We start from the raw sequence: 13294 nt of genomic DNA, 5'->3' as shown, positions 1-13294 counted from the left end.
CCAGGCGCGGGCATCTCCAGCAGTTCCGGGCGCGACGGGGCGGCGAACGGCAGCACCACGCGCGGCAGCCAGCTGGCGACCTGCATGGCGCCAAGGTAGGCGCGGCGACGGGCTTCTTCGATCAAGGGGCGTTTACCTGTGGGTGGTGCCTGCACGGGCAGGCCAACACGACAAGGCGGGATTGTCGCGTGAAACGCGCCGGGGGGAAAGGCCGGCGGGCAGAGCGCGCGCCGATTCGCTTACGGCGTGCCGAAGACGTAGACGTTGCCGGTGAGCTTGACCGCGCCGGTGGCCTGGTAGGTGAGCAGGTTGGTCTGCTGCAGGCCGCCGCCGGAGACCTTGCCCTGGTTGGAGCCGCCCAGGGTGAACTGCAGGTTGCTGGCGCTGGAGTTGGTCAGGCCGATCTTCATGGCCTGCCGGTTGAACAGCGCACCGTCGCCGTTGAAGCCGTTGCTGATGGTCACCATGTCGATGGACATGCCATCAAAGCTGAAGCTGCCCTTGATGTTGTCCAGCACGATGTAGCCGGTGCTGTTGAGCGGCTGGATCGCCAGGCGCGCACCGCAACCGCCGCTGCAGCGGGTGTCGGCGGTGCTGGCGGCGAGGTTGAAGTTGACGCTCAGGCTGACGCCGTCCTGGCCGCTGACGTCGGCCATTTCACTGTCGTCCAGGCCACGCATCTCGCCGTGGGCGGTAGCGGCGGCCAGCAGGACCAGGGGGGCCAGGAGTCGGCTCGAAAAACGTGCGGTATTCACGGCGAGTCTCCTCATGCGCTAGCGCGGCAGGTTGACGGTGCGGACGTTCAGGTAGTCGATGCGCAAGCCCCGAACGGCCTGGGAACCGAGGTCGGTACCGCTGATGTTCAGGTTGCCGATGCTGATATTGCTCTTCTGCACGTTCTGGTAGAAGGCCTCGTGGTTGGCCCAGGTGACGCCTGGCGCGCTGAGCATCAGGTCGCCGTTGCTGGCCACCGAGAGCGTCGCTGGCTGGTAGTTGGCGTCGCCCAGGTTGAGGTCGAAGTAGACGTTCTTGGCCACCACTTTGTTGCTGTCGGCGCAGTTCTCGCAACCGGCGATGATCAGCTTGTCGGCGTACATCTGCAGGCTCATGGAAGCCTTCAGGCCAGCCGCGTCGCCCCACAGGTTGAGGTAGGAGCCGTTGAGGGTGAAGTTCTCCAGGGCGATGGAGAAGAAATCGGTGCGGGTGCTGGTGGCGCCAGCGCTGCCGTCGCTGTTGTAGGCGGTGCTGGGCAGGGTGAATTTGGTGGCAATGCCGATATCCAGGCCCTGGATGCGCGTGCCGGAGGCGTTCTGCATGGCGCCAGCCACCAGTTGCACGGTGGCGACGTTCTTCTCGGTGCGGGTAATGGTGCCGCTGACGCAGGTGGTGGCGCTGCCGCCTTGCGCGCCGCAGAGCTGGACGAACTTGTCGTAGTCGCTGGCGCGCTGGCTGAGGGTGACGCCGTTGCGGCTGACGTTCCAGGAGGCGCTGAGGTTCTGCTGGGCGGTGGTGAGGTCCTTGGTGCTGGCGTCGTAGGTATCCACCGAGGCGTTGTAGTTCTTCACCGCCGTGTTGTTGCTGCACGCGAGAATGGCGCCGCAGTCGTACTTCTCGCCAATGGTGGTCGGGCGATCGGCGCAGAAGATCAGGCCGCACACCTGCGCAGGGGCGTTGTTGTAGCTGGTGGTCATGGCGCTGTAGTTGTTCTTCTGCACGACCTGGGCGGCGTCCACCTCCGCCTTGCGCTGGTTGACCACGACCATGTCGGCATCGATGCCGCTCTTGAGGCCGATCATGTTGTTCGAATAGGTGCTGAGCAGCGTGTCGCGCTGGGTCTTCAGCGCGCTCAGCTCGGTATTGATCTTGGTGGTCGCCTGGTTCGGGTTGGTGCAGCCGGCGTCGCCATACAGGCAGCCCTGGTAATAGGACCAGAGGCCGAACTTGTGGGTGTTGTTGATCGGGTCGGTCCAGGTCGGCGTCATCAGCTGCAGCGCTTCCTGGTTGGCCGGGATGTTCAGCCCCGCCTTGTACTTCACCGGGCCGAGGGTGAAGGGGTGCAGTGGCGTACCGAGGTAGGCCTTGGTGTCCAGCGTGCCGCGCTGGCTGCCGGCGCCCTTGACGTAGGCGCCGGTAATGTCGACCTGCACGTCCTGGTTGGCGCTGTTCTTCACCCCGGTGATCTTCGAGGTGGCGGTGGCCTGGTCGTAGCTGAAGCCATCGATGAAGAAGCCCAGGCCGGCGCCGCTGACTTCTTCCAGCTGGTCGTCATCCAGGGCCTTCATGCCCAGTGCCGGCAGGCTGACCAGACAACCGGCGAGGCAGGCGAGTACCGCTGTGCGCCAGCTCATGTCAGCAGCCCGCCGCTTGCGAGCCCATGCAGGTCGGCTGCCGGGGCAGGCCGCGCAGGGCGTCGTAGAGGTTGATCAGGATCGGGTAGACCGCGTCCGCGCCGCTGCCCACTTTCGGGAAGTTGGCGAAGGCGCCGGACTGGGTGTTGACGAACTTGCCGGCGTTGGCCAGGTCCTGCCAGGGCACGTTCTGGTTCTGCAGGGAGAAGAAGATGCCCTGGGCGCCGGTGTTGATGTCGGTGGAACCGGGCTTGCCGATATAGATGGTCTTGTAGTTGGTCAGGTCGAAGCAGGTAGTCAGGCCCAGCGCCTGGCAGTTGTTGGTGGTCGACAGGGTCGGGATCAGCGCGGCGATCAGGCCGCCGGCGTCGGAGTGCAGCGAATCGCCCTTGGCGATACCGATCTGCTCGGCGCGGTTGATCGGCTGGCCGTTGATGGTGGCCTCGCCGGTGCCGGCCTTGAGCAGCACCACGTCGGCGTACACCGGAGTATCGCCGGCCACGGCCAGCGCCAGGCAGTTGATGAGGTTCGGGCAGCCATTGCGGGTGTAGTAGTCGTAGGCGATGGAGGCCGGGCCGTAGATCTGCCCCTGCAGGTTGCCGGTGATCGACAGGATGTCGCCGGACAGGTCGCCTTGCGCCTTGCCGAAGCCGACCCGCGCACCCACCAATTGACGCACACCATTGTTCGTCTGGAACGCGAACTCGACGTAGGGGTCGCGAATCTGGAACGGCACCACCTTGGCATCCGGGGAATTGGCGTTGTCGATCCGCCCCAGGGCGAAGTTGTTGATCAGGATGTCCGCGGGCTGGCCGGAAACCGTGGTCGAGCCGGTGCGGCTGTAGTTGCCCAGGCTCAACTGGTCGATATTGGTCAGCAGGCTGACGTCGGCGCCGAAATTGAGCCGGGTGTACTGGTAGTTCTGGTAGGTGGAGGCGTCGACGGTGAGCATGGCGCCCTGGCCGGAGACGGCGGACAGCTCTTCATCGTCCATCGACTGCATGCGCGCCTGGGCGGAAAGGGCCAGCAGGCCGCCACAGAGCAACGCAAGGGCACGCATGAGCGGACTGGAGGACTGACGCATGGCACTCTCCTTTCCCGGTGCCCCATCGTGCGAGGCACCTGTTGTTATTCGTCGGGCGTATCGGGTCAGGAAACAGGTCGAGACTCGGCGCCGTGATGCCACTATAGGAATTCGCCCGCCACGGCGGGCCGACCCATAGTCGAGTAAATCGCTTCGAACGATAGACGAGCAAAGGAAAGTCCGGGCCAGGTTGTTACCCATCGTCACACCCGGGTGACAGCCGCAGGCTTACTGGTGGCGGAACAGGCCGATCAGATGCTCGGCGATCGCGCCCTTGATGGCGTCCAGGTTCAGCCGCGAATGGGCCTGCAGCCTGGCGATGTTCAGGCGGTGCAAGTGTAGCGAGGGCATGCGCGCCTCGTACTCGCGCAGGTCGCCCTTCACCAGCACCGGCAGGAAGATATCCCCACGCATGCGGTAACGGTTGATCAGCAGCTTCAGGCCCTCCTGGAAGGGCAGCTCTCGCGAGGCCACCAGCCTGTGTTCGGCTGGGATCTTCAGGTAAAGGCCGCTGTAGCCCATGGTCTCGCCGGGCAGGATGTGGATGCCGGTGGGCTCCACCGCGTCGCCAGGGATGTCGTGGAAGGTGTCGAACCAGGCCTGCTCGTCCGGGAGGATGGTGATGCCGCCTTCCTGGCTCTCGGGGATCACGAAGCTGTAGTTGCTGTAGAGCTTCTCGACATACGACGAATAGATGCACAAGCGATTCTCGAAGCGCTGCAGGAAGGCGATGGCTTCGTTGCGATCGGTGATCGCATCCAGGTCCCAGTCGAGGTCGTTCTGGCGTTCCAGTTCGGCCCAGCGGGCTTTGGCGAGTGCGGCGTCGTAGGTCATGTGCGTAAATCAGACTCTGATAACTAGGTCTCTGATACAGACTTTGGCAAAAAACTTGCCAGAAAATTCAGCCAGTTAGGCCCCATTTTCCGTGAGATGCGTCACACGCACGCTGCTCGTGCAGTCGCAAACTGACGCGTTTCGTCACCCTGTCGGCCAGGGGTAGGCCTTTGCAGTACAATCGCTCCCTTTGTTCACTCCGGGCCCAACCAAGCCGATGATCGACCCACGACGCGTACTACGCGCCCTTGCCGAACACTGGGTGCTGCTCGAACCGCTGTGCGAGCGCTTCGACGCCGGCACCCTGAGCCTGGTGGAGCTGCGCATCCAGCTCACCAGCCAGTTGCCCGACAGCACCCCGGTGGACATCACCGCCCTGCTCGACCAGTGGGTGCGCCTGGACATCCTCGTCCCGGTGGCCAAGAGCCCCAACCGCTTCGAGCTGAACGCGCAGATCCACGACTTCCTCGCCTACCTGCGCCAGGAGCACCGCCTCGGCCTGTGCCTGGAGATCGAAGCCTACCTGCGCCACCTCGAGCGCCTGGCCGGCTACATCCGCGAGGCCTTCGAGGCGCGCGACGGCAACGACCTGGCCCGCCAGCTGCGCCTGCTCGACATGCGCGTGCGCGACGTGCTGAAGAAGCTCGCCAACGACGAACAGGCACTGGTCGCCGTGGCCGAACGGGCCAAGACCCAGGACCGGCAGATTCCGCTGCGCCAGCGCTACGCGGAAGTCCTGGCGACCTGGGACGAATATGTCGAACCGATGATCCAGCTGGTTTCCGCCGACGGCGCCTTCGAACAGGGCGTGCATCGGGTGGAACAGGTGCTGCTACGCCTGCTCAGCGAACAGGCTCGCCTGGGCCAGTTGGTCGATGACGACCAGTTGCTGCGCACCCACGCGCGCATCCTGGAAATGCAGACCACCGCCCAGCTCACCCTGCGCCGCGCCCGCGAGCTGCTGCTGCCGCTGCGCGAGGAAGCGCGTCGGCACAATGCGATTACCCGCGGCGCCGCCCTGGCGTTGTCGGTCATCCGCCGCAAGGGCATCGACGCCGTGCCGCAAGCCGCGCTGCCGATGTTCACCCGGCCGCAGAGCAATTTCCTCGGCACCGCCTCCCAGGTCGAGAGCTACGTCTTTGCCCTTGCCAACTTCCAGCCAAAGCCTGCGCACTTCCCCAAGGCCAGCGGCAATCGCAAGAGCGATGGTCCGCAGCGCTCGCCGCGCACCGCCCGGGAAATGCTCGACCGCTGCCAGGCCGCGCTGCCGCTGCCGGACCTCATGCAGTGGCTGTTGGAACAGGAGCCCGAAGGCGCCACCGACGAGCTGCTCTACTGGTTCTCGCGCCTCTCCCGTGATGCCCGCTTCCAGCGCGACCGCCTCGAGCGGGCCCAATACGACACTCTCCAGCACAGCGTCAGCCTGTGCTCCTTCGCCCTGATCGCCGGCCCGGCTGGCAAGGACACCAAGAGCGAACAGCATGCAGATTAATCTCACCGAAATGACCCGGCTCGCGCCGATCTTCCGCGAGCTGTTCAAGGGCTTCCACATCAGCCGCCGCGACCCGGAGCTGTACAGCCAGCTGTCCAACCAGCAGGACGCCTACCGCGCGCTGTTCCGCAGCCTGGGCTATGAGCTGGTCTGCGATACCCGCGGCTTCTACTACTTCGTGCCCGAGCAGATCGGCGCCCAGGTGAACAAGACCGCCCAGCGCCTGGCGCTGTTCACCTTCATCCTCGTCGAGCACCTGGCCGACCAGGGCCGCGACCCGCTGGCCGTCCTCGATGGCGGCAGCATCGGCCGCGACGAGCTGCCGCCACTGCTGGAGAAATACCGCGACCTGTTCCTGCAGGCCGAGGTCACCACCCAAGAGGAACTGGAAGAGAAGGTCATGCGCCGCCTCACCCAGCTCGGCTTCGCCGCCGAGGACAACGGCGTGTACCGCTTCCTGCCCCCGATCCACCGCTTCCTCGACGTCTGCCTGTCGGTCCAGCAGGACCGCGACCTGGCCAGCAACCTGCACGCCAGCGAAATGCAGTTCAGCGCCCCGGTGCTGATGGAGGAAGACGACGAGCCGGTGGTGATACTCGAGTCCTACGCCGAGGAACCGGTTGCCGACAGCGAAGACGCCATCATGGTGATCGACGAACCAACCATCGTTGCTGATGCGGTCAAGACTGAGCCCGCCGAAGAAGAGAGCGAAGAAGACGCCCTCGCCCGCGCCATCGCCGAAGAACAGGAGGCCCAGGCATGACCCAGGAACGCTACGGCATCCGCCGCTTCGCCCTGCTCAACACCGCCGGCTACAGCCTCGGCATCTTCCCCCTGGAACAGCCTTTGTCGGTGTATGGCGCGAACAACCTCGGCAAGTCGGCATCGATCAACGCGCTGCAGTTCCCGATCCTCGCGCGCATGTCCGACATGAGCTTCGGCAAGTACAGCCTGGAAGCCTCGCGCAAGTTCTACTTCGCCACGGACACCAGCTACATCCTCATCGAGCTGGACCTGCCCAACGGCCGCCATGTGATCGGCGTCGGCGGCCGCGGCCCGGGCGGCGGCTTCGGTCACCAGTTTTTCGCCTACCAGGGCGAGCTGGACCTTGAGCACTACCAGAAGAACGGCACCTGCCTGCGCCTGCGCGAGCTGTACGCCAACCTCGAGCGCGAGGGCATCAAGTCCTACGAGTTGAAGCCCGACGAGTTGCGGCGCCTGCTGGTCGGCGGCCACACCTCGATCCCGCTGGACCTCACCCTGATCCCGCTGCGTTCCACCAGTGAACAGAGTCTGAAGACCTTCCGCTCGCTGTTCATCAACCTGCTGCACATGCGCGAGATCACCGCGGCCAAACTCAAGCAGCTGTTCCTCGATGCCTTCGAGCACAGCCTGCGCTCGGGGAGCGTCGACTACATCGCCGCCTGCGAGGAAGCGTTCCGGGACGTGCGCCGCATGGAGGGCGACTACCAGGCCCTGGTCGCCGCCGGTCCGCTGGTGGAAGCCCTGGCCAACGGCGTCCAGCAGCGCGAAATCCTGCGCGGCAAGATGCACCGCCTCTCGCCACTGCTGGATAACCTGCTGGGCACCTGGGAAGACTACTCCGGCGCGCGCAAGGAAGAGCTGGTCATCCAGGCCGAGCACTACAAACGCGAGCAGGACGGCCTGCAGAACGAACAGCGCGGCAGCACCGCCGAACTGATGCGCCTGGAACGCGAGATCAGCGAAATCCAGCGCTGGATGGGTGAACTGGCCGTGCTGAAGAACCGCTTCGCGCTGGTCGACGACGTCAAGGTGCTGGAGCAGCAGTTGCTCGCCGCCAAGGACGCCCATGACGAACTGGCCGGCGCCCTCGCGCACTCCCGGCAGTTCTCCAGCGAAGACCTGGAAGAGCGCATGCGTGATCTGGAGAAGCGTCTCAAAGGCGTTCGCCAGCAGCTCGAACACGCGGACAACAACAGCTACGCCCGCCTGCGCGAGGAGTTCTCCCAGCAGGACGTCGAGCGCCTGATGCGCCTGTTCAACGGCGCCCTGTTCAGCCTGCCGCTAGGCGACAAGGGCGTGGACCTGGACGAGGCCGGCCAATGGGTCGGCAGCGTCGAAAAAATCCTCGATGCCTTCAAGGGCGAGCGCTTCGAAGTACCCGGCCTCTCCATCGACCTCTCCACCATCGAACCGCCGGCCCTGCAAGCCCTGGCCGACCGCGCCGCCCTGCGTGACCAGAAGGAGCGCCTGGAGAAGGAGCTCAAGCAGCTCAAGACCCAGCAGGCCGTGGCCGCCGACCGCAACGCCAGCAAGGCGCAGGCGGACAAGCTGTATCAGGACGTGCTCGATGCGCAGAAGGCACTGGAAGACTTCCGCCGCAGCCAGACCCTGAGCGCCGAGGAACCGGGCAAACTGGAGCACCTCGCCCAGCTGGAAGCTACCCAGGACGAACTCAAGCGCTCCGCCGACGCCTTCACCGAGCGCGTCCAGCAGCTCTCCGCCAAGTTGCAGCTGATCGGTCGCCAACTGGCCGACATGGAAGCCAAGCAGCGCACCCTCGACGATGCCCTGCGCCGTCGCCAGTTGCTGCCGGCCAACCTGCCCTTCGGCATCCCGTTCATGGACCCGGTCGACGACTCGATGGACAACCTGCTGCCACTGCTCAACGACTACCAGGACACCTGGCAGTCGCTGCAGCGCGTGGACGGCCAGATCGAGGCGCTGTACGCCCAGGTACGCCTGAAGGGCGTGGCCAAGTTCGACAGCGAGGACGATCCAGAGCGTCGCCTGCAACTGTTGATCAACGCCTACGCGCATCGCACCGACGAAGCCATGACCCTGGCCAAGGCGCGCCGTGCGGCGGTCACCGACATCGCCCGCACCCTGCGCAACATCCGCAGCGACTATGACAACCTGGAACATCAGCTGGCGCTGTTCAACCGCGAGATCAACAAGCGCCAGGTGTCGAACCTGCAGAGCTTCCGCATCGTGCTGGCGCCAAACAAGGACGCGCTCAAGCACATCGACCAGATCATCCACAGCGCCGGCCAGTACGAAGAAGGCGAGAACCTCTCGGTCTTCGACCTGACCCAGAGCGCCGAGCAGGATGCGAAGAACGAGGAAGCCAAGGATTACCTGTCGCGCCTGGTGGCGGCGAACAACAACCAGTTGGGCCTGAAGGACCTGTTCGAGTTGGCGTTCGAAATTACCAAGATGGGCGGCCAGCCGATCATGCACACCGATATCGACGGTGCGGCGTCCAACGGCACCACCATGACCATCAAGGCGCTGACCAACATGTACCTGTTGTTGCACCTGATGGACCGTGAGCAGGCCGGTCGTATCCGCCTGCCCTACTACCTCGACGAGGCGGCGGACATCGACGAACGCAACCAGTCCGCGCTGCTGGAAACCAGCCTGCAACTGGGCTTCGTGCCGATCCTGGCGAGCGTGAAACCACAGGTCTCGGCCCAGGTGGCCATCGACCTGGAAGGCGGCAGCGGCCCCAACGGCATCTACATCGACGAGGCGGACTGGAAGTACATCCGTCGTCGGGATACCGAGAAGGCTGCGCATAACGACGTGGAAGCCAGCGCCGAGCCGGCGTGACGCTATCTGCGCGTTGAAGGAAAGCCCCGCCATGCGGGGCTTTTCTTTTTCTGCCCGGGCCGACCTTGAGGGACTCCTCCAAGGCGTGCCGCGAGCAAGCTCGCGTCGCCAACACCAAACGGTCAGCGGCGCAATGAAAAAGGGCCGCAGTGGCGGCCCTTTTTTTCTTTTGCCTTTAACTCACTTTGCCTTGCCCAACGGGATCTTCGGCGCCCAATCCAGCCACTCGTCGTTGGCCTCGTCGAACAGCGCGAAGGTCTGCCCGGGCTTGGCCGGGGAGCCCATCTCGGCATTGTTCGGCGTGGCAAAGGCAACGCCGCCGGCGAGGATGGTTTCCATCGACTCCGTGCGCAGCTTCACGCCCTTGAACAGGCCCGCGTCCACCCCGACACCACTGGTGTTCCAGAACCGACTGCCCGTCCGCACGAGCGCCGCATAACGCGGTTCGATGAGGATGTGGATCAACACGCGGTCCGCCGTTTCGCCCAGCTCGAAGGATGTCACCTTGCCCACCTGGACCTCACGATAGGTCACCGGCACACCGGTCTTCAGCGAGCCGCGGCGGGGGGCGCTCAGGGTCAAGCGCAGGCCATCGGCATCGAGCAGGCGGTTGGGTTCGCCATCCAGCAGGCTGAAGCTGGTTTGCGCCTGGGCCGCCGCAGGCGCGGGCAGCACCTCGATGTACTGGCCGCTGACAATGGTGCCCAGGTTGCTGACACCCGAGAGCCCGACCTGAGGCCCCACCACCCAGAAACGGGTGCCCTGGCGCGCGATGCGATCAGCTCCGCGAGTCAGGCGCGCTTTCAACTGCACGGTCTGCAGGTCCTTGCTCAGCTCAACCTGCTCCACCCGGCCAACTTCCAGGCCCTTGAAGCGCAGCACGGTGCCTTCCTTCAGACCATCGGCGGTGTCGGCACGCAGCTCGATCACCTGGCCCTTGAGATGTGCATCATCCTCACTGTCGAACAGCACGAAGCGACGCACCTTGGTGATTGGCGCAGCCTTGGGATCAGGCGTGTCGAACGCGATTCCGCCGGCGATCAGGGTCTGCAACGACTCGCTCTTCAGCTTGATTCCGTCCAGTCCGCCACTGATGGTGACGCCGCTGATGTTCCAGAAACGCGAAGAGGTATTCACCAGCTTGGCGTACTCCGGCTCGATGTGAACACCGATGACCAGCCGCGTCGGATCGCGACGGGACAGTTGGTAGCTCTGCACGCTACCAACCTTCATCTGGCGGTAGAGAATCGGGGTACCGACCTCCAGCGAACCCAACTGGTCCGTGGTCAGCACCAGGTGCAATCCCGGCGCATCGAGATTCAACGGGGGCGCCTTCGGACGGATGACGAAATCGCGGGTCGGCTCACCGTCGCTGGCAAAGCGCACGCTGAGGTAATTGCCCTTCACCAAGGCTTCGAGCCCGGTGATACCCGCCAGCGAAATGCTGGGCTTGACCATCCAGAACTCAGTCTTGCTGTTGAGGAAGTCTTCGGTCCGGGGGTCCATGGACAATGTGGCGGTAGCACCATTGAAATCCTTGTCCATATCGATGCTCTTCACCGTACCGACCTGCACACCGTTGTACATCACCGGAGTGCTACCGGCGGTGAGGCCGCTGACATCACTGACCTTCACCTTGACGCTGAGCCCGGCCTGGGCGGCGTCGAAATCTTCGTAGAGGCGGAATGGCTTGGTCGGATCGGTGGGAGGGCTGTCCGGGTAGTTGTCCGGCGTGGAGAAGGCGATGCCGCCTGCCGCAATACTGGCAAGCGATTCCGTACGCAACTTCAGGCCGCTAAGACTGCCGGAGAGGGTGATGCCGCTGGCATTCCAGAAACGCGTGTGCTTGCGCACCAGGTTGGCGTAGGCCGGTTCTATATGGACCTTCACCTCGATGGTCTTCTGATCTTCCGCCAGCCGATAGCTCTTCACCTGTCCGACCTGGATCTGCCGGTAGTAAATGGGGCTGCCCTGTTCCAGCGAACCCAGCCGGTCTGCCTTCAGCGTCAAGTGCAGGCCCGGCAGGCTATCGGAGAGCGGCGGCGGCTCCTTCAGCGCAGTGAATTCTTTCTGCTGCTCGCCCTTCACCGGGTCAATCGCGATGTAGTTACCCGAGACCAATGTCTCCAGGCCGGTGACTCCAGCGATAGAAACCCGCGGCTTGACCAGCCAGAAGCGGGTCCCCTTGCTCAGGTAGTCGGCGGCCTCCTTGCGCATCTCCACGGTCGCGGTAACGCCCAAGGTCGGCTTGTTCACATGCAAGTCCACCACCTTGCCGACACCGATCCCCTTGAAGATCACCTCAGTCTTGTTGGCCTGGATCCCCTCGCCGCTTTCGAACTGGATGTTGATCACGATCCCGGCCTGATCATAAGCACGCCAGGCCAGCCAGGCTCCAATCGCCAGTGCGATCAATGGCAGGATCCAGATTGCCGACCAGTTGGTGGTCTTGCGCATCTTGGGTTTGGGGAGATCACTCATCGTCGTTTTCCGCGTCCGTGTTATCCCAGATCAGTCGGGGATCGAAAGTCACTGCAGCCAGCATGGTAAGGACCACCACACTGGCGAAGGCGGCCGCACCGAGATTGGCCTCGATGCTGGCCAGGTTTCCGAAGTTCACCAGCGTCACCAGGATCGCGATGACGAAGATGTCGAGCATCGACCAGCGGCCGATCCACTCGATGAAGCGATACATCACATTCCGTTGCAGGGCGGAAAGCGGCTGACGCCGCTGCACCGAATACAGTAGCAGCGCCAAGCCGACAAGCTTGAAGGTGGGCACCAGGATACTCGCCACGAACACGACGGCGGCGATGGGCACCATGTCGGCATTGATCAACTCCACCACGCCTTCCATGATCGTCGCCGGCAGGCCATTGCCAAGGAAGTTAACCGTCATGATCGGCAGCAGGTTGGCGGGGATGTAGAGGATCGCTGCGGTGATCAGCAACGCCCAGGTCCGGATGATGCTGTTGGGCCTGCGCTCATGCACCACGGCGCCACAGCGGCTGCAACGGGTCTCGTCGTCCTCCTCGCGCCGATTGAGCTGGTGGCATTCGCCGCACACGACGATCCCCGCATCAATGGCTCGCATCGTCGAACTCCCCGGACAACTCGCCCCAGACCTGATGGTGGGACATGGTGACTTCCAGCCAAACTTGGGTGAACAGCAGCCCTACGAAACAGGCCAGGCCAATGCTGACGTGCAATTCCGCCATGCCGATCAGTTTGACGATGGAAACGAGGATGCCCATCAGGTACACCTCCAGCATCCCCCATTCCCGCAGATGCTGATAGCCGCGCAACAGCAACATGCCATGTTCACGCAGAGCCTTGTAGCGGATGGACAGCAATACGAACAACTGGCACAGCAGCTTGGCCAGCGGGATCACCATGCTGCACAAGAACACCAAGATGGCGACGCCAGCCATGTTCGAGTGATAGAGGCCGACAACCCCGCTCCAGACGGTATCCATGCTGGTCTGGCCAAGGATGGTGATGTGCATGATCGGCAGGAAGTTTGCCGGGATGTACAGGATCAGCGCCGTCAGCACCAACGCCAGGGCACGCCGGACCATATGGGGCCGATGGATTTCCAGTTCGTATCCGCAACGCGGGCAAACTGATCGGTGCCCGAGGGGAACGGGCTCGCGGCGCATCAACAGGTCGCACTCGTGGCAAGCCATCAGCTCATCCAGAGGCAGATCCTGCAAGGCATGACCTTCAATATCGGGCATGTAGAAACTCAGGGAAAATTTGACGCTATTGTAGACGACGCAACTGCATCCCCGGTGCCCAACACAGGCCTCAAAATTTATGGAGAAACTCACAGGGGCGCCCTAGGCTGTCCCGTGGAGCACCTCTCTTCCATAGCCGCCGACTGGGCACGGGCGGCGTCGGCTCCAGACCTTTTCCCGCGCGCAAAAGCAAAACCCCCGGCCA

The 13294-nt window shown here is 63.8% G+C and carries 10 protein-coding genes and 1 pseudogene; 3 read left to right on the top strand and 8 right to left on the bottom strand.

From position 1 onward, the window contains the following. The 5 genes and pseudogenes from C167_RS34180 to C167_RS0100135 form a co-directional block, all read right to left on the bottom strand. Positions 1-125 (bottom strand): annotated as a pseudogene (locus C167_RS34180) (energy transducer TonB); the annotation flags it as partial. Positions 126-239: 114 nt separating this feature from the next. Beyond that, the gene (locus C167_RS0100150; protein ID WP_017516273.1) at positions 240-755 is read right to left on the bottom strand and encodes a DUF6160 family protein; all 516 of its coding nucleotides are present in this window, start codon (positions 753-755) and stop codon (positions 240-242) included. Positions 756-773: 18 nt separating this feature from the next. Next, complete coding sequence (locus C167_RS0100145) at positions 774-2348, bottom strand: hypothetical protein (RefSeq protein ID WP_017516272.1); 1575 nt, start codon at positions 2346-2348, stop codon at positions 774-776. Between the two features lies 1 nt (position 2349). After that, on the bottom strand, positions 2350-3432 hold the full coding sequence (locus C167_RS0100140; protein WP_017516271.1) for a hypothetical protein: 1083 nt from the start codon (positions 3430-3432) through the stop codon (positions 2350-2352). 228 nt (positions 3433-3660) lie between these two features. Next, entirely contained in the window at positions 3661-4266 is a 606-nt protein-coding gene (locus C167_RS0100135) for a hypothetical protein (RefSeq protein ID WP_017516270.1), read from the bottom strand. 217 nt (positions 4267-4483) lie between these two features. Between C167_RS0100135 and mksB the strand changes: the two genes are divergently transcribed. The 3 genes from mksB to mksF are packed head-to-tail and all read left to right on the top strand — an operon-like array spanning position 4484 to position 9352. Continuing rightward, on the top strand, positions 4484-5758 hold the full coding sequence (gene mksB / locus C167_RS0100130; protein ID WP_026078701.1) for an Mks condensin complex protein MksB: 1275 nt from the start codon (positions 4484-4486) through the stop codon (positions 5756-5758). Then, the gene (mksE, locus tag C167_RS0100125) at positions 5748-6521 is read left to right on the top strand and encodes an Mks condensin complex protein MksE (RefSeq protein WP_017516268.1); all 774 of its coding nucleotides are present in this window, start codon (positions 5748-5750) and stop codon (positions 6519-6521) included. Before mksB ends, mksE begins: the two co-directional genes overlap by 11 nt. Further along, positions 6518-9352, top strand: a complete 2835-nt coding sequence (gene mksF / locus C167_RS0100120) for an Mks condensin complex protein MksF (RefSeq protein ID WP_017516267.1) — start codon at positions 6518-6520, stop codon at positions 9350-9352. Before mksE ends, mksF begins: the two co-directional genes overlap by 4 nt. A gap of 180 nt (positions 9353-9532) precedes the next feature. Here mksF and C167_RS0100115 read toward each other — a convergent pair whose 3' ends face one another. From C167_RS0100115 to C167_RS0100105, 3 genes are read right to left on the bottom strand one after another with little or no spacing between them, the layout of a single operon-like run. Next, entirely contained in the window at positions 9533-11833 is a 2301-nt protein-coding gene (locus C167_RS0100115; RefSeq protein ID WP_017516266.1) for an intermembrane transport protein PqiB, read from the bottom strand. Continuing rightward, positions 11826-12446, bottom strand: a complete 621-nt coding sequence (locus C167_RS0100110; protein WP_017516265.1) for a paraquat-inducible protein A — start codon at positions 12444-12446, stop codon at positions 11826-11828. The genes C167_RS0100115 and C167_RS0100110 overlap by 8 nt, the downstream gene beginning before the upstream one ends. Next, positions 12433-13089: a paraquat-inducible protein A gene (locus C167_RS0100105; protein ID WP_026078700.1), complete on the bottom strand. Its 657-nt coding sequence runs from the start codon at positions 13087-13089 to the stop codon at positions 12433-12435. The genes C167_RS0100110 and C167_RS0100105 overlap by 14 nt, the downstream gene beginning before the upstream one ends. Between the last annotated feature and the right edge of the window lie 205 nt (positions 13090-13294).

Origin of the sequence: Pseudomonas nitroreducens TX1 (assembly GCF_000313755.1) — a bacterium.
Lineage (GTDB): Bacteria > Pseudomonadota > Gammaproteobacteria > Pseudomonadales > Pseudomonadaceae > Pseudomonas > Pseudomonas nitroreducens_A.
This window is presented reverse-complemented; position numbering and strand designations above follow the sequence as displayed.

What these genes read in the sequence shown, in the direction of transcription:
- mksB (WP_026078701.1), top strand. Translation starts at nt 4,484, where the DNA reads ATGATCGACCCACGACGCGTACTACGCGCCCTTGCCGAACACTGGGTG.
- C167_RS0100135 (WP_017516270.1), bottom strand. Translation starts at nt 4,266, where the DNA reads ATGACCTACGACGCCGCACTCGCCAAAGCCCGCTGGGCCGAACTGGAA.
- mksE (WP_017516268.1), top strand. Translation starts at nt 5,748, where the DNA reads ATGCAGATTAATCTCACCGAAATGACCCGGCTCGCGCCGATCTTCCGC.
- C167_RS0100140 (WP_017516271.1), bottom strand. Translation starts at nt 3,432, where the DNA reads ATGCGTCAGTCCTCCAGTCCGCTCATGCGTGCCCTTGCGTTGCTCTGT.
- C167_RS0100105 (WP_026078700.1), bottom strand. Translation starts at nt 13,089, where the DNA reads ATGCCCGATATTGAAGGTCATGCCTTGCAGGATCTGCCTCTGGATGAG.
- mksF (WP_017516267.1), top strand. Translation starts at nt 6,518, where the DNA reads ATGACCCAGGAACGCTACGGCATCCGCCGCTTCGCCCTGCTCAACACC.
- C167_RS0100115 (WP_017516266.1), bottom strand. Translation starts at nt 11,833, where the DNA reads ATGAGTGATCTCCCCAAACCCAAGATGCGCAAGACCACCAACTGGTCG.
- C167_RS0100110 (WP_017516265.1), bottom strand. Translation starts at nt 12,446, where the DNA reads ATGCGAGCCATTGATGCGGGGATCGTCGTGTGCGGCGAATGCCACCAG.
- C167_RS0100145 (WP_017516272.1), bottom strand. Translation starts at nt 2,348, where the DNA reads ATGAGCTGGCGCACAGCGGTACTCGCCTGCCTCGCCGGTTGTCTGGTC.